At 60.3% G+C, this 16,279-nt stretch carries 14 protein-coding genes; 13 read left to right on the top strand and 1 reads right to left on the bottom strand.

Annotated elements, in window-relative coordinates; genetic code table 11:
- Positions 1 to 29: 29 nt before the first annotated feature.
- From FGA82_RS28930 to FGA82_RS28920, 3 genes are read left to right on the top strand one after another with little or no spacing between them, the layout of a single operon-like run.
- The gene (locus FGA82_RS28930; protein WP_141129736.1) at positions 30 to 1,049 is read left to right on the top strand and encodes an aminoglycoside phosphotransferase family protein; all 1,020 of its coding nucleotides are present in this window, start codon (positions 30 to 32) and stop codon (positions 1,047 to 1,049) included.
- Positions 1,046 to 1,717, top strand: coding sequence for an N-acetylmuramate alpha-1-phosphate uridylyltransferase MurU (gene murU, locus FGA82_RS28925; protein WP_141129735.1), 672 nt, complete (start codon positions 1,046 to 1,048; stop codon positions 1,715 to 1,717). The genes FGA82_RS28930 and murU overlap by 4 nt, the downstream gene beginning before the upstream one ends.
- 1 nt (position 1,718) lies before the next feature.
- Entirely contained in the window at positions 1,719 to 2,486 is a 768-nt protein-coding gene (locus FGA82_RS28920) for a TerB family tellurite resistance protein (RefSeq protein ID WP_141129734.1), read from the top strand.
- A gap of 126 nt (positions 2,487 to 2,612) precedes the next feature.
- On the opposite strand, the gene FGA82_RS28915 is transcribed toward FGA82_RS28920, so the two are convergent.
- Positions 2,613 to 3,596 carry an alpha/beta hydrolase family protein gene (locus FGA82_RS28915; RefSeq protein ID WP_141129733.1) on the bottom strand — a complete coding sequence of 328 codons (984 nt, stop codon included), beginning with the start codon at positions 3,594 to 3,596 and terminating at the stop codon, positions 2,613 to 2,615.
- A 73-nt stretch (positions 3,597 to 3,669) separates the two neighbouring features.
- Between FGA82_RS28915 and FGA82_RS28910 the strand changes: the two genes are divergently transcribed.
- The 10 genes from FGA82_RS28910 to trpE all read left to right on the top strand — a co-directional run bounded on the left by FGA82_RS28910 (position 3,670) and on the right by trpE (position 16,216).
- Positions 3,670 to 6,066, top strand: a complete 2,397-nt coding sequence (locus FGA82_RS28910; RefSeq protein WP_141129732.1) for a PAS domain-containing sensor histidine kinase — start codon at positions 3,670 to 3,672, stop codon at positions 6,064 to 6,066.
- An 85-nt stretch (positions 6,067 to 6,151) separates the two neighbouring features.
- Positions 6,152 to 6,781 carry a response regulator gene (locus tag FGA82_RS28905; RefSeq protein ID WP_141129731.1) on the top strand — a complete coding sequence of 210 codons (630 nt, stop codon included), beginning with the start codon at positions 6,152 to 6,154 and terminating at the stop codon, positions 6,779 to 6,781.
- A gap of 348 nt (positions 6,782 to 7,129) precedes the next feature.
- Positions 7,130 to 8,254: an ABC transporter ATP-binding protein gene (locus FGA82_RS28900; protein ID WP_141129730.1), complete on the top strand. Its 1,125-nt coding sequence runs from the start codon at positions 7,130 to 7,132 to the stop codon at positions 8,252 to 8,254.
- A gap of 48 nt (positions 8,255 to 8,302) precedes the next feature.
- On the top strand, positions 8,303 to 9,346 hold the full coding sequence (locus tag FGA82_RS28895; RefSeq protein ID WP_016983607.1) for an ABC transporter substrate-binding protein: 1,044 nt from the start codon (positions 8,303 to 8,305) through the stop codon (positions 9,344 to 9,346).
- Between the two features lie 195 nt (positions 9,347 to 9,541).
- Positions 9,542 to 10,789: an ABC transporter permease gene (locus tag FGA82_RS28890; RefSeq protein WP_064119278.1), complete on the top strand. Its 1,248-nt coding sequence runs from the start codon at positions 9,542 to 9,544 to the stop codon at positions 10,787 to 10,789.
- 12 nt (positions 10,790 to 10,801) lie between these two features.
- Positions 10,802 to 11,626 (top strand): ABC transporter permease, encoded by an 825-nt coding sequence (locus FGA82_RS28885; protein ID WP_008027084.1) that lies wholly within the window; start codon positions 10,802 to 10,804, stop codon positions 11,624 to 11,626.
- Positions 11,627 to 11,913: 287 nt separating this feature from the next.
- Positions 11,914 to 13,062 (top strand): iron-containing alcohol dehydrogenase, encoded by a 1,149-nt coding sequence (locus FGA82_RS28880; RefSeq protein WP_141129729.1) that lies wholly within the window; start codon positions 11,914 to 11,916, stop codon positions 13,060 to 13,062.
- Between the two features lie 114 nt (positions 13,063 to 13,176).
- Positions 13,177 to 13,851 carry a ribulose-phosphate 3-epimerase gene (gene rpe, locus FGA82_RS28875; RefSeq protein WP_141129728.1) on the top strand — a complete coding sequence of 225 codons (675 nt, stop codon included), beginning with the start codon at positions 13,177 to 13,179 and terminating at the stop codon, positions 13,849 to 13,851.
- Positions 13,848 to 14,666: a phosphoglycolate phosphatase gene (locus FGA82_RS28870; RefSeq protein ID WP_141129727.1), complete on the top strand. Its 819-nt coding sequence runs from the start codon at positions 13,848 to 13,850 to the stop codon at positions 14,664 to 14,666. The genes rpe and FGA82_RS28870 overlap by 4 nt, the downstream gene beginning before the upstream one ends.
- Before the next feature lie 71 nt (positions 14,667 to 14,737).
- On the top strand, positions 14,738 to 16,216 hold the full coding sequence (trpE, locus tag FGA82_RS28865; RefSeq protein ID WP_141129726.1) for an anthranilate synthase component I: 1,479 nt from the start codon (positions 14,738 to 14,740) through the stop codon (positions 16,214 to 16,216).
- Positions 16,217 to 16,279 lie beyond the last annotated feature (63 nt).

The following is a 16,279-nucleotide window of genomic DNA, read 5'->3' as shown; positions in this document are numbered from 1 at the left end:
GACGGCTAGCGCCGTCGGAGACCCTTGCAATGCCTGACCAAGATGTACGCTTGCAACACCTGAAAGTTTGGCTCGATGAGCAGTTGGCAATCCTGTTTGCAGATCAGGGCTGGGGGGCTGTCCCCCCGGCCACGTTGACCGCGGCCAGCAGCGACGCGAGTTTCCGCCGTTACTTCCGTTGGGAAGGCGCGGGCAAAAGCTTCGTCGTGATGGACGCTCCACCACCTCAGGAAAACTGCAAACCGTTCGTGGATATCGCTTTTTTGCTGGCGAAATCCGGAATAAATGTGCCGAAAGTTTATGCCGAAGACCTCGAAAGCGGATTTCTTTTGCTCAATGACCTGGGCAACAAGACCTATCTCGACGTGATCGATGGCGAAAATGCCGATCAATTGTTCAACGATGCCCTGCAAGCGCTGCTGGCTTTTCAGCAGTTGCCGATGGTTGCACCGCTGCCGAGTTACGACGTCGCGTTGCTGCGTCGTGAGCTGGAACTTTTCCCCGAGTGGTATGTGAAGCGTGAACTCGGTGTCGAATTCGATTCGACCCAGCAACAGCAGTGGCAGCAGGTCAGTGAGCTGCTGATCGACAGCGCGCTCGCCCAGCCCAAAGTACTGGTGCACCGCGACTACATGCCGCGCAACCTGATGCTCAGCGAGCCGAACCCGGGCGTGCTGGATTTCCAGGATGCGGTCTACGGCCCGGTGACCTACGACGTGACCTGCCTGTTCAAGGATGCCTTTCTCAGTTGGCCTGAAGCGCGTGTGCGCGGCTGGCTGCAAAGCTACTGGCAACAAGCCTCGGCGCTGAACATTCCGGTGCAGCCGGACTTCGAGGACTTCCTGCGTGCCAGTGACCTGATGGGCGTGCAGCGACACCTGAAAGTCATCGGTATCTTCGCGCGCATTTGTCATCGTGATGGCAAGCCGCGTTATCTGGCCGACGTACCGCGTTTCTTCTCTTATATAGAGGCGGTGATTGCGCGCCGTCCTGAACTCGCCGAGCTGCAAGCGCTGTTCACCAGCCTGCGGGGTGGAGCAACAGCATGAAGGCAATGATTCTGGCGGCAGGCAAAGGCGAGCGCATGCGCCCGCTGACCCTGACCACACCGAAACCACTGGTGCGTGCCGGCGGCGTGCCCCTGATCGAATATCACCTGCGCGCTCTCGCGGCCGCAGGGTTTAACGAGATCGTGATCAACCACGCCTGGCTCGGTCAGCAGATCGAAGACTATCTGGGCGACGGTTCGCAGTTTGGCGTGAGCATTCAGTACTCGCCGGAAGGTGAGCCGCTGGAAACCGGCGGCGGGATTTTCCGTGCGCTGCCGTTGCTTGGCGATGATGCGTTTCTGGTGGTGAACGGTGATATCTGGACCGATTACGACTTCAGCGTGCTGCACCAGCCGATCACCGGTCTGGCGCATCTGGTGCTGGCGGACAACCCGGCGCATCACCCGAACGGAGATTTCACTCTGGTTGATGGCAAGGTACACGACGCTCAGCCGGACGCTGCAACCCTGACCTACAGCGGCATCGCCGTGCTGCATCCACAGTTGTTCGACGGCTGTGCAGATGGCGCTTTCAAACTGGCGCCGTTGTTGCGCAACGCCATGGCGGCTGACGAGGTCACGGGCGAGCGACTGAAAGGTCACTGGGTGGATGTCGGTACGCACGAGCGTCTGGCCGAAGCTGGAACCTTGATAGAAGCGAGTCGCTGACATGTTGTGGCCAGGGACTCTGATTGGAGCCGGAGCGGGTTTTGCGATCGCCAGCATTCCGGGGGCCATGCTTGGGGCATTGTTGGGGCAGGCGCTGGATCGGCGCCTGCACTTGCAGAGCTGGGGACACTTGCGGGAAAAACTCGGCGGTCGGCCAATGTTGCGTAACGACGAACTGTTGTTTGTGTTGCTCGGACGTCTGGCCAAAAGTGACGGTCGAGTCACCGATGGCCATATCCAGCAGGCGCGCAACGAGATGCGCGCGCTGGAAATGAGTGAGCCGGCGACGCGTCGGGCGATTGCCGCGTTCAACCGCGGCAAGTCGGAAAATGACAATCTGCGTGGCTATCTGCGGCGCTTGAGCGCGCAGCCTCATGCCGCCGAGGGTGTGTTGCGGGCGTGCTGGCGGATGGTCTGGGCCGATGGTCGTGCGGGTGTCAGCGAGCGTGAATTGCTGGCGCAGTGGGGCAAATGGCTGGGCTGGACGACGCATCAAGTGCAGGCGCTGGCCAGTGATTACGAGCCGGGCAAACGACCGATCGTCAGCGCTGCGGTGAGTTATCAGGAGGCGATGCGTTTATTGGGCGTGTCGGCGTCCAGCGAACCGGCGCAGATCAAACGTGCCTATCGGCGCCTGCTCAGTCGTCATCATCCGGACAAGATTGCCGGGACGGGGGCGACGCCAGCACAGGTGCGTGAAGCGACCGATAAAACCCGGGAGCTGCACAATGCCTACACATTGATTCGTGAGCGGCGGGATTTTCGCTAACCGTTAGAGCTGTGTTGCCAGTGATGGCCCCTTTGCGAGCAAGCTCGCTCCAACATTGGATCTGCGTACACAATCCATTGTGGGAGCGAGCTTGCTCGCGAATGAAGGCGCCTCGGTCTTATTCGGTCAGTCCGTGTTCTGCGGATTCAACCAGCCCCGCACCCGGCGGAACAATTGCTCTTGCTCAGCCTTGTTGTCCGGCAAAGCCTTGAGCGCAACCTGGCTGAACGCCGAGGTTTTCAAACGCTTGCTCGCCTGCATACGCTCCAGCGCCGCATTGCGATCCAGCGTCTTGTCCATGTAGAAAATATCGGCGGTCGGCAGCTTCAGTGTCGGCGTCACTTCGGCCAGTGGCGGCTTGGCCTTGGTCGGCATTTGCGCATCGACCATGACGAATTTCTCCACCTGCGCCGTTTGTTTCTCGCTCAAGTAGCGCGCAGCCCAATAAGCACCGGTGCCGTGCCCAAGCACGACAATGCTGCGTGCGCTCTGCTGCTCAGCGTAGGCAATCGCGGCGTCGATACGCGCGAAGATGCGTTCGGCGTCGGCCTTGGATTGTTCTTCAGTGGTTTCGGCGACCACTTGATCCGCCACTTCGGCTTCACCGCCAGCGGCTTGCTCGATCGGTTGCGCGGTGGTGGAGTCCTTGCTGCCGGACTCCGGGGCTTTCGGCACAGCAGGTGCCTCGACCACGCGCGGTGCAATGGCGTCGCTTTGCAGGTCGGGCAGGGTGATACTCAGGCTGCTCCACTTTGCATCCGGCAGTTTGCGCCGCAGCGGGCCGATTGCTTGCGGCCAGTCAGCGGTTTCGCCAGCGCCAGGAATGATGATCACTGCGCCTTTCGGTTCGGCGGTGTTGGCCGGTTTCCACAGGGCGAGGAAGGTGTCGCTGCCGGCCTGCAACTGTTGCTGTTCTTGTGCCGGGACTTTACGTTCCAGTGCAGCGGCTTCTTCCTGACTACGCTCAAGCAGTGGCTGGCGTTCGGCCGGTTTTTCTTCTGCCGGTTTTTCCGCGGCAGGGGCGGGGTCGGCGGCGTTGACGGAAAACGCACAAGGCAGGATCAGCGACAGGCACAATGCTGGCATTGCCAGGCGGTAAACAGAGGGCATCGGTTATTCCAGGCCAGAAAGTATCCCGGCAGCCTAATGGGTTGGTCAGAATTTGTCAGTGTATGAGACTTCAATGAAGCGATTTTGCTGCCTGTGGGTTATCGGCTGTTTGTGTTTTCCCTTGATGGGCTGGGCGGCGCCTGCACCGCCGGCACATCTCGCACAGTTGTCGGCGAGCCAGCAGCAATGGCTGGCACAGCACAATGAATTGCGCGTCGGTCTGGTGTTGCAAGCGCCCTATGCGCAATACGACCGGCGTCTGCAACGCCTGTCCGGGGCCAACGTCGAGTTGATGAAGTTGCTGGCCAAGGCGCTCAATGTCGAATTGAGCTGGCGCAATTTTCAGGATCTCGCGCAACTGGAAACCGCCGTTCGCGAGGGCGAGATCGATATCGCCCCGGGTCTGAGCCAAACCCCGAGCGCCCTGCGTCTGTGGCAATTTTCCGATCCCTATATGCGCGTGCCGCAACTGGTGGTCAGTGATCAGAAAGCCAGTGGCGTGGTCGATCTGGAAAAGCTCGATGGCCAGGTCCGCGTCGCCGTGCGTATGCCTAGCAGCACCGCTGACTATCTGCGCGGCAACTATCCACATCTGAACTTGCAAGGCGTGCCGCTGGAACGTCAGGCCTTGCAGTTGCTGTTGAGTCAGCAGGCTGCCTACGCCGTGATCGACGAGGCACAACTCGGACGCTTGTCGGTAGAACCGGAGTTCGCCGAACTGGTGGTGGTCGGTGATATCGGCCTGCCGCAACTGCTGCGAGTCGGCTCACGCCGCGATTGGCCAGAGTTGGCCGGCATCGTACAAAGTGCCTTGCGTGCGATCCCGGCCAAGGATCTGGAGCAATTGCACAACCAATGGCTGCAACCGAAATACCCGCGATTGTCGGAGTCGCCGGGCTTTTGGCAGAACCTCAGCCTGTTGTTTGCGGTGATGCTGCTCAGTTGTGTCGCGATCGTATTCTGGCAGCGCCGCCAACAGCACAGCCTTGAGCAGCGACTGCTGGCCGCCCGGGAAGACATCGCCATGCGCGCGGCCAGCGAAGAAGCCTTGCGGTTGACGCAGTTTTCCATCGACCAAAGCACGGTCGGCATTCTCTGGGTCAACTGGGACAGCCATGTGCGCTACGCCAATCGCGCGGCGGAAAACATGCTCGGGTATCCCTCGGGGGGGGTGATCGAAAGGCCATTGATTGACTTCGAACCGGGTCTGCACATGGACCGCTGGCTCAACCTGTGGAAGCGTGCGCGGGCCAGCGAAGAAGGGCCGCTGAGTTTTGAAACCAGTTGCGTGCGCGCTGATGGCAGTATTTTGCCTGCAGACGTGTCGCTGAGTTTCCTGCGCTTTCGCGACAGCGAATACCTGGTGGTTTACCTCAACGACGTTACCGAGCGCCGTCGCGCCTTGGCGGCGTTGCAGGAAAGCGAGGCGCGTCTGCAGGGCATCGCCGCCAACGTGCCGGGTTTGGTGTTCCGCTTGGAGCGGGCGCCGGTGAGCGGGCAGATCGACTTTGCCTACATCAGTGAAGGCAGCGAAAGTCTGGTCGGCTATGCGCCGGCTGCTATCGCCCATCGCGACATGGGTTTGCGCAGCCTGGTGCATCCGGACGACAAGGCCAGTTATCACCGCACTCAAGATCAGGCGCTGGACACTGACAGCGACTGGTCGTGGCAGGGCCGAATCCTCACGCGTCAGGGCGACCAGCGCTGGGCCGAGATCAAGGCGATCACCCGGCAGTTGGAGGATGGCGCCTACGTGTGGGACGGCATCGTTTGGGACATCACCGAGAGCAAGCGTATCGAGCTGGAGCTGGCGGCATCGCGCGAGCAACTGCGCGAACTGTCGGCGCACCTTGAAAGCGTGCGTGAGGAAGAGAAGGCGCGGATCGCCCGCGAGGTGCACGATGAGCTGGGGCAGATGTTGACGGTGCTGAAACTGGAAACATCGATGTGCGAGCTGGCCTACGCGCAACTCGACCCCGGTCTTAACGAACGCCTCAACAGCATGAAACGCTTGATCGCCCAGTTGTTCCAATTGGTGCGTGATGTGGCGACAGCGTTGCGACCGCCGATTCTCGACGCCGGGATCGCTTCGGCGATCGAGTGGCAGGCGCGGCGATTTGAAGCGCGTACGCAGATTCCATGTCTGGTGCAGGTGCCGGACAATCTGCCGGCGCTGAGCGATGCCAAGGCGATTGGCTTGTTCCGGATTTTGCAGGAGGCGCTGACCAATGTGATGCGCCATGCTCAGGCGCATACTGTGGAATTGACACTGGCGCTGGAAGGCGATGAATTGTGTCTGACGGTCAGTGATGATGGCGTAGGATTTGTCGCCGCTGCCGGTCGGCCGACTTCGTTTGGACTGGTTGGCATGCGCGAGCGGGTGCTGATCATGGGCGGGCGGTTGACGCTGGAGAGTGAGCCGGGGGAGGGCACCAGTCTGAATGTTTGGGTGCCGGTGAGTGAGGTCTGAAAGTCTGTAGTGTTTGGGCTGACGCTATCGCGAGCAGGCTCACTCCTACAGGGAATGGTGTGTACCTGAAATCTGGAGAAAAGATTTGATCCGTGTACTGGTAGCCGAAGACCACACCATCGTCCGCGAAGGCATCAAGCAATTGATCGGCCTGGCCAAGGATCTGCAAGTGGTGGGCGAGGCGAGCAATGGCGAGCAACTGCTCGAAACCTTGCGTAGCGTGCCATGCGAAGTGGTCTTGCTCGACATCTCCATGCCCGGCGTCAATGGCCTCGAAGCAATCCCGCGCATCCGTGCGTTGAACAATCCACCGGCAATTCTGGTGCTGTCGATGCACGACGAAGCGCAGATGGCCGCGCGGGCGCTGAAGGTTGGCGCCGCCGGATATGCGACCAAGGACAGCGATCCGGCGCTGTTGCTCACCGCCATTCGTAAAGTCGCGGCCGGCGGGCGATACATTGATCCGGATCTGGCGGATCGCATGGTGTTTGAAGTCGGCCTGACCGATGCGCGGCCGTTGCATTCGTTGCTGTCGGAACGCGAATTCTCGGTGTTCGAACGCCTGGCCCAAGGCGCCAACGTCAACGACATCGCCCTGCAACTGGCCTTGAGCAGCAAAACCATCAGCACCCACAAGGCGCGGTTGATGCAGAAGCTCAACATCACCTCGCTGGCCGAACTGGTCAAATACGCGATGGAACACAAACTCCTTTAGATACATCACAAAACCTTGTGGGAGCTGGCTTGCCAGCGATGACGGAATGTCATTCACATCCATGCAGGCTGAACCACCGCTATCGCTGGCAAGCCAGCTCCCACAGGATTCTCTGTGTAGCCTGAGAATGTCGGCATATCCATTAGCGACAGGCGCTTTTGCTTGTTCTTGTGGCTCGCAGCTTGTCGCTTGTCACTGCCTTATCCATTAGCGCCATCCTTGTAGGGCAATCCCTACCCCCAACCTTCCATCCGGCTGAGGCGATTCTCTCCTGCGCCCCGATTTGCGTGGCTGTCAGCAGCCACTAGGCTTAACCCACAAGCAGTCATCAACAACAAAGGTGTGGGTATGAGCCAGGTCGATACAAACGCAGGGGCCAGTGATGTGCTGGTCAGCTTTCGTGGAGTGCAGAAGAGCTACGACGGCGAGAACCTGATCGTCAAAGACCTCAACCTCGACATTCGCAAAGGCGAATTTCTTACCCTGCTCGGGCCGTCCGGTTCCGGGAAAACCACCAGCCTGATGATGCTCGCCGGTTTCGAAACGCCGACTGCCGGCGAAATCCTCCTCGCCGGGCGCTCGATCAACAATGTGCCGCCGCACAAACGCGACATCGGCATGGTGTTCCAGAACTACGCACTGTTCCCGCACATGACAGTGGCAGAAAACCTCGCCTTCCCGCTGACCGTCCGTGGCCTGAACAAAAGCGACGTCAACGATCGTGTGAAGAAAGTCCTCAGCATGGTTCAGCTCGATGCGTTCGCCTCGCGTTACCCGGCGCAGTTGTCCGGTGGTCAGCAACAACGTGTGGCGCTGGCCCGCGCGCTGGTGTTCGAGCCACAACTGGTGCTGATGGACGAACCCCTCGGCGCCCTCGACAAACAACTGCGTGAACACATGCAGATGGAAATCAAACACCTGCATCAGCGCCTCGGCGTGACCGTGGTTTACGTGACCCACGATCAAGGTGAAGCGCTGACCATGTCTGACCGCGTCGCGGTATTTCATCAGGGCGAAATCCAGCAGATTGCTCCGCCGCGCAGCCTCTACGAAGAACCGAAAAACACCTTCGTCGCCAACTTCATCGGCGAGAACAACCGCCTCAACGGCCGACTGCTCAGCCAGAGCGGCGAGCGCTGCGTGGTCGAGTTGGGCCGTGGCGAAAAGGTCGAGGCACTGGCGGTCAATGTCGGCAAGACCGGCGAACCGGTGACCCTGTCGATCCGTCCGGAGCGCGTCAGCCTCAACGGCTCGAGCGATCAATGCGTCAACCGCTTCTCAGGGAGGGTGGCGGAATTCATCTATCTGGGCGACCACGTCCGGGTGCGCCTGGAAGTCTGCGGCAAGACCGACTTCTTCGTGAAACAACCGATTGCCGAGCTCGATCCTGCGCTCGCTGTCGGCGACGTGGTTCCGCTTGGCTGGCAGGTCGAGCACGTACGCGCACTCGATCCTCTTCTAGAGGCGAACTGATCGCCCCGGCAACACCAACACCAACCCTGCACGTGGAGAGAACAATAAATGTTGAGATCCCTGAAGTTCACCGCCCTGACCCTGGGCCTGATGGGTGCGGCCAGCGCAATGGCCGCTGGCCCGGATTTGACCGTGGTGTCGTTTGGCGGGGCGAACAAGGCGGCGCAAGTCAAAGCCTTCTATGCACCGTGGGAAGCGGCGGGCAACGGCAAGATCGTCGCCGGCGAATACAACGGCGAAATGGCCAAGGTCAAAGCCATGGTCGACACCAAAAGCGTGTCGTGGGACTTGGTCGAAGTTGAATCGCCAGAGCTGTCCCGTGGTTGCGACGAAGACATGTTCGAGCAACTCGACCCGGCACTGTTCGGCAAGACCGAAGACTACGTCAAAGGCGCGATTCAGCCGTGCGGCGTGGGTTTCTTCGTTTGGTCGACTGTACTGGCTTACAACGCCGACAAGCTGAAAACCGCACCGACCAGTTGGGCGGATTTCTGGGACACCAAGAAATTCCCGGGCAAACGTGGCCTGCGCAAAGGCGCCAAGTACACCCTCGAATTCGCCTTGATGGCCGACGGTGTGGCGCCGAAAGACGTCTACAAGGAACTGGCGAGCAAGGGCGGCCAGGATCGCGCATTCAAGAAGCTTGATGAGCTGAAACCGAATATCCAGTGGTGGGAAGCCGGCGCGCAACCGCCGCAATACCTCGCTTCCGGTGACGTGGTGATGAGCTCGGCCTACAACGGTCGCATCGCGGCGGTGCAGAAAGAATCCAATCTGAAAGTGGTGTGGAACGGCGGCATCTACGACTTCGATGCGTGGGCCATCCCGAAAGGTCTGGACGCCAAACGTGCGGAAGCGGCGAAGAAATTCATCGCCTACTCGGTACAGCCGCAGCAGCAGAAGACCTATTCGGAAAACATCGCCTACGGCCCGGCCAACACCCAAGCCGTACCGCTGCTGGCCAAGGACGTCCTGAAAGACATGCCGACCACCCCGGAAAACATCGCCAACCAGGTGCAGATCGACGTCAGCTTCTGGGCTGACAACGGCGAGCAACTGGAACAGCGCTTCAACTCTTGGGCTGCGAAATAACCCGAGCATACGGGCGACGGCTTTCCGGATGATCGTTCCCACGCTCTGCGTGGGAATGCCGCCCGGGACGCTCCGCGTCCCTGTGACGCAGAGCGTCACAGGATGCGTTACCACGCAGAGCGTGGGAACGATCAGTAGCTAAAGTTCGAGGTGGTTCACCACCTCTGTAACGATCAAAGATTTGCGGAGTACGTCATGGCCATCGCCGTTCCCCTGAACGAGGGCAACAGCCCCACCTTGAAGCAGAAGCTCAAGCGCGCCGAGCGGGTCAACCGCTGGAAGGCGCAAGCGCTGATCGCGCCGTTGGTGCTGTTTCTGTTGCTGGTGTTTCTGGTGCCGATCGTGGCGCTCCTCTACAAAAGCGTCGGCAACCCCGAAGTGGTCGGCGGCATGCCGCGCACCGTGGCGGCCATCGCCAGTTGGGACGGCCGCGGCCTGCCCGCTGAACCGGTCTACAAAGCCGCCGGCGAAGACCTCGCCGAAGCGCGCAAAAACCAGACGCTGGGCGATCTGTCCAAGCGCTTGAACATGGAGTTGGCCGGCTATCGCAGCCTGTTGACCAAAACCGCCCGGGCGCTACCCTTCGCCAGCGAACCAGCCTCTTATAAAGAAGCGCTGGAAGGTCTCGACGAACGTTGGGGCGACCCGGCCTATTGGCAAGCGGTCAAACGCAACACCAGCAGCATAACTCCGTATTACTTGCTGGCAGCGGTCGACCACCGCATCGACGACCTAGGCGAAATCGCCCCGGCCACCCCGGATCAGGCGATCTACCTCGACATCTTCGCCCGCACCTTCTGGATGGGCCTGATCATCACGGTGATCTGTCTGCTGCTCGCCTATCCATTGGCTTACCTGCTGGCGAATCTGCCATCGCGGCAAAGCAATCTGCTGATGATCCTGGTGCTGCTGCCGTTCTGGACCTCGATTCTGGTGCGCGTCGCCGCGTGGATCGTGCTCCTGCAATCGGGCGGCCTGATCAATAGTGGTCTGATGGCTATGGGCATTATCGATAAACCGCTGGAACTGGTGTTCAACCGCACCGGCGTGTACATCTCGATGGTGCACATCCTGCTGCCGTTCATGATCCTGCCGATCTACAGCGTGATGAAAGGCATCTCGCCGACCTACATGCGCGCGGCGATTTCCCTTGGCTGCCATCCGTTCGCCAGTTTCTGGCGGGTGTACTTCCCGCAGACCTACGCCGGTGTCGGCGCCGGTTGCCTGTTGGTGTTCATTCTCGCCATTGGCTACTACATCACCCCGGCGCTGCTCGGCAGCCCGAACGATCAAATGGTCAGCTACTTCGTCGCCTTCTACACCAACACCAGCATCAACTGGGGCATGGCCACCGCACTGGGCGGGCTGTTGCTGCTGGCGACCGTGGTGCTTTATCTGATTTACAGCTGGCTGGTGGGCGCCAGTCGCCTGCGCCTGAGCTAAGGGGAATTCGAGATGCTGAGTCCTTACATGTCGCCCATTGAACGGGTGTGGTTCTACAGCCTGCGGATTCTCTGCGGCCTGATTCTGTTGTTCCTGATTCTGCCGGTGCTGGTGATCATTCCGCTGTCGTTCAACTCGGGCAGTTTTCTGGTCTATCCGCTGCAGGGTTTCTCGCTGCACTGGTATCAGGATTTCTTCGCCTCGGCGGAATGGATGCGTGCACTGAAGAACAGCATCATCGTCGCACCGGCGGCCACGGTGCTGGCGATGGTCTTTGGCACGCTGGCGGCGATTGGCCTGACCCGTGGCGACTTCCCTGGCAAAGCGCTGGTGATGGCGCTGGTGATTTCGCCGATGGTGGTGCCGGTGGTGATCATTGGTGTGGCGAGTTATCTGTTTTTTGCGCCGCTGGGTTTGGGTAACAGCTTCTTCTCGCTGATCGTGGTTCACGCGGTGTTGGGTGTGCCGTTTGTGATCATCACGGTGTCGGCGACGTTGCAGGGGTTCAACCACAATCTGGTGCGGGCGGCGGCAAGTCTCGGTGCATCACCGCTGACCGCGTTCCGTCGGGTGACCTTGCCGCTGATTGCGCCGGGGGTGATTTCCGGGGCGTTGTTTGCCTTCGCGACGTCGTTTGACGAGGTGGTGGTGACGCTGTTTCTGGCAGGGCCTGAGCAGGCGACGTTGCCTCGGCAGATGTTCAGCGGGATTCGCGAAAACCTCAGTCCGACGATTGCCGCTGCGGCGACCTTGCTGATTGCCTTCTCGGTCATCCTGCTGCTGACCCTGGAATGGCTACGCGGCCGTAGCGAAAAACTGCGCACTGCTCAGGTTTAAGGGCCAGATCAAAAGCTTACCCCCTCACCCCAGCCCTCTCCCCCAAAGGGGGCGAGGGGGAAGGGAGCAGATCGTTGTGCTTTTCAAAACCTGAGTTCGACTCGGTATCGCACGTCGGTGTACCTCTTCCATCCACCGCGGTCAGTCCCCTCTCCCTCTGGGAGAGGGCTAGGGTGAGGGGCTCTTGCTCTTCCCCTCGATGGTCATTCACCACCTGAATAGCAGACAACCCCAAATCCCCAGCTAATCTTGTGCCCAGCTCCCACATCTATAAGAGGCTGCGCACGATGAGTCTGTCCCAGTTCAAAATCGCTCACAAACTGATCACCGGTGCCGCCGCCATCGAGCAACTGGCCGCCGAACTCTCACGCCTCGACATCGACAACCCCCTGATCGTCACCGATGCAGCGCTGGTCAAATCCGGTACGGTCGAGCTGGCGCTGTGCCAATTGGGCGGGCGCGAGTACGAGATTTTCGACCGCGTGCTGCCAGACCCGGAAATCGCCATCGTTGAAGACTGTATGCGCGTCTACCGCGAGGGTGGGCATGACGGTTTGATCGGCCTCGGTGGCGGCAGTGCCATCGACATCGCCAAGAGTGTCGCTGCGTACGCCGGTTACCACGGCGCACTGGAGGATCTGTTCGGTGTCGACCAAGTGCCACGCAAAGGCCCGCCGCTGATTGCCATCCCGACCACCGCCGGCACCGGTTCCGAAGTCACCAACGTGGCGATCCTTTCCGACAAAGTCGCGCAGTTAAAAAAAGGCATCGTCAGCGACTATCTATTACCGGACGTCGCGCTGGTCAGCCCGCAGATGACCCTGACCTGCCCGCGCAGTGTCACCGCCGCCAGTGGCGTCGACGCGCTGGTGCACGCCATCGAATCCTATCTGTCGGTGAATGCCTCGCCGATCACCGACGCGCTGGCCATTGGCGCAATCAAGCTGATCGCCAAAGCCTTGCCCAAGGCCTACGCCAACGGCGCCAACCTGCAAGCGCGCGAAGACATGGCCACCGCCAGCCTGATGGCCGGCATGGCGTTCGGCAATGCCGGGGTCGGCGCGGTGCATGCGCTAGCGTATCCGCTGGGTGGGCGTTTCAACATTGCCCATGGCGTCAGCAATGCCTTGCTGCTGCCGTATGTCATGACCTGGAACAAGATGGCCTGCGTCGAACGCATGCAGGATATTGCCGAAGCCATGGGGGTGAATACCGCTCATCTGAGTGCAGCCGAGGCGGCGGACAAAGCCGTGCAGGCGATGACTGATCTGTGCGCGGCCGTGGAAATTCCTGCCGGGCTGCGCAGTTTCGGAGTACCGGAAGACGCAATCCCGGCGATGGCCGTGGAAGCGGCGGGCATTGAGCGCCTGATGCGCAATAACCCGCGCAAACTTAGCGCTGTGGACATCGAGAAGATTTACCGCGCGGCTTATTGAGTCTGTGCCGGTCATCCGTCATGGCACAACCCAATCATCGCGGTCACGGTGCGCGCTTGGAAACTTGAGGTATACAATGCGCGCCATCGTGATTTAGCTCAGAAAAGGTGCGTCATGCAGCCCTTCGTAATTGCTCCGTCGATTCTCTCCGCCGACTTCGCCCGCCTCGGTGAGGAAGTCGACAACGTTCTCGCCGCTGGCGCCGACTTCGTCCACTTCGACGTCATGGACAACCACTACGTACCCAACCTGACCATCGGCCCGATGGTGTGCGCGGCGTTGCGCAAGTACGGCGTCACCGCGCCGATCGACGCACACCTGATGGTCAGCCCGGTGGATCGCATCGTTGGAGACTTCATCGAAGCCGGCGCGACTTACATCACCTTCCACCCGGAAGCCACGCTGCACGTCGATCGTTCGCTGCAACTGATCCGTGAAGGCGGTTGCAAATCCGGTCTGGTGTTCAACCCGGCGACCCCGCTGGACGTGCTCAAGTACGTGATCGACAAGGTCGACATGGTCTTGCTGATGAGCGTCAACCCGGGCTTCGGCGGGCAGAAATTCATTCCCGGCACCCTCGACAAACTGCGCGAAGCACGGGCGATCATCGATGCCTCGGGCCGTGACATTCGTCTGGAAATCGACGGCGGCGTCAACGTCAACAACATCCGCGAAATCGCCGCGGCTGGCGCTGACACCTTTGTTGCCGGCTCGGCAATCTTCAATGCGCCGGATTATCAGGAAGTCATCGACAAGATGCGTTCCGAACTGGCGCTGGCGCGCCCATGAGCGGGTTCGAGCAGCTGTTCCCGGGAAAACTGCCTCGGCTGGTGATGTTCGATCTGGATGGCACGCTGATCGACTCGGTTCCAGACCTGGCAGCCGCGGTGGACACCATGCTGCTCTCCCTCGGCCGTCAACCAGCGGGCATCGATTCGGTGCGTGAATGGGTGGGCAACGGCGCGCCAGTACTGGTGCGCCGTGCTTTGGCCGGTGGCATTGATCATTCGGCGGTGGATGACGTCGAGGCCGAGCATGCGCTGGAAGTGTTCATGGAGGCTTACGGCGCCAGCCATGAGCTGACCGTGGTCTATCCCGGTGTGCGCGACACTCTCAAGTGGCTGCAAAAGCAAGGCGTGGCCATGGCGCTGATCACCAACAAGCCGGAGCGCTTCGTCGCGCCGCTGCTGGATCAGATGAAGATCGGTCGCTACTTCAAGTGGATCATCGGCGGCGATACCTTGCCGCAGAAGAAGCCTGACCCGGCGGCGCTGTTCTTTGTGATGAAAATGGCCAATATCCCGGCCTCGCAATCGTTGTTTGTCGGCGACTCGCGCAGCGACGTGCTGGCGGCGAAAGCGGCGGGGGTCAAATGCGTGGCGTTGAGTTACGGCTATAACCATGGCCGACCTATTGCCGAAGAATCGCCGGCGCTGGTGATCGACGATCTGCGCAAGCTAATTCCCGGTTGCCTCGGTTCGGCCGCTGAGATAACGTTGCCCGACGCTGCTCAATCCCATTCTGGAAACGCCATCGTGGTGGTCACTCGCAAACTCTGGATGAAAGTCATCAAGGCCCTGGCCCGCTGGCGTTGGCGCGCCTGACTTGTTCCTGGCCGGCCTGCCGGCGCGTTTGCATACCTGACTGATTTGCCCCTCACACCACGAGGCACCTTATGATCCGCGAAGAATTCCTGCGCTTGGCCGCTGACGGCTACAACCGCATTCCGTTGGCATGCGAAACCCTGGCCGACTTCGACACACCGCTGTCGATCTACCTGAAACTGGCCGACCAGCCCAACTCCTACCTGCTCGAATCGGTGCAGGGCGGCGAGAAATGGGGCCGTTACTCGATTATCGGTCTGCCATGCCGCACGGTTATGCGCGTTCACGATCATCACGTCAGCATCACCGTTGATGGCGTCGAGACCGAAAGCCATGACGTTGAGGACCCGCTGGCCTTCGTCGAAACCTTCAAGGCGCGCTACAACGTGCCGACTATCGCCGGTCTGCCGCGTTTCAACGGTGGTCTGGTCGGTTACTTCGGTTACGACTGCGTGCGTTATGTCGAGAAGCGCTTGGGCAAGTGCCCGAATCCGGATCCGCTGGGCGTGCCGGACATTCTGCTGATGGTTTCCGACGCCGTCGTGGTGTTCGATAACCTCGCCGGCAAGATGCACGCGATCGTGCTGGCCGACCCTGCGCAGGCGGATGCCTTCGAACAAGGTCAGGCGCAACTGCAAGCGTTGCTGGAAAAGCTGCGTCAGCCGATCACCCCGCGCCGTGGCCTGGACTTCAGCAAGCAGCAAGCGGCTGATCCAGTGTTCCGCTCCAGTTTCACCCAGAACGATTACGAAAAAGCCGTCGACACCATCAAGGAATACATCCTTGCCGGTGACTGCATGCAGGTTGTGCCGTCGCAACGCATGTCGATCGACTTCAAGGCTGCGCCGATTGATCTATACCGCGCGCTGCGTTGCTTCAATCCGACGCCGTACATGTACTTCTTCAACTTCGGTGACTTCCATGTCGTCGGCAGTTCGCCGGAAGTGCTGGTTCGCGTTGAAGACAACCTGATCACCGTGCGCCCGATTGCCGGCACGCGCCCGCGCGGCGCGACCGAAGAAGCGGATCTGGCGCTGGAAGAAGATCTGCTGTCGGATGACAAAGAGATTGCCGAGCACTTGATGCTGATCGACCTCGGTCGTAACGACACCGGTCGCGTTTCGGAAATCGGTTCGGTGAAGCTCACCGAGAAAATGGTCATCGAGCGTTATTCCAACGTGATGCACATCGTCTCCAACGTCACCGGCCAGTTGAAAGAAGGGCTGACGGCGATGGACGCACTGCGGGCGATTCTGCCGGCGGGCACCTTGTCCGGTGCGCCGAAGATTCGCGCGATGGAAATCATCGACGAACTGGAACCGGTCAAGCGTGGCGTCTACGGCGGTGCGGTCGGTTACTTTGCCTGGAACGGCAACATGGACACCGCGATTGCCATTCGCACCGCAGTGATCAAGAACGGCGAACTGCACGTGCAGGCCGGTGGCGGTATCGTCGCCGACTCGGTGCCGGCGCTGGAATGGGAAGAGACCCTGAACAAACGCCGCGCGATGTTCCGCGCCGTGGCGCTGGCCGAGCAAACCCCGGACTGATCACTGATCTTCTCTGTGGGAGCGAGCTTGCTCGCGAAGAGGCCCCGTCAGTCAATATTTATG

This window comes from Pseudomonas fluorescens (assembly GCF_005938625.1).
Classification (GTDB): Bacteria; Pseudomonadota; Gammaproteobacteria; order Pseudomonadales; family Pseudomonadaceae; genus Aquipseudomonas; species Aquipseudomonas fluorescens_BD.
Note: the sequence above shows the minus strand (reverse complement) of the source record. Positions and strands in the feature narration are given on the sequence as shown.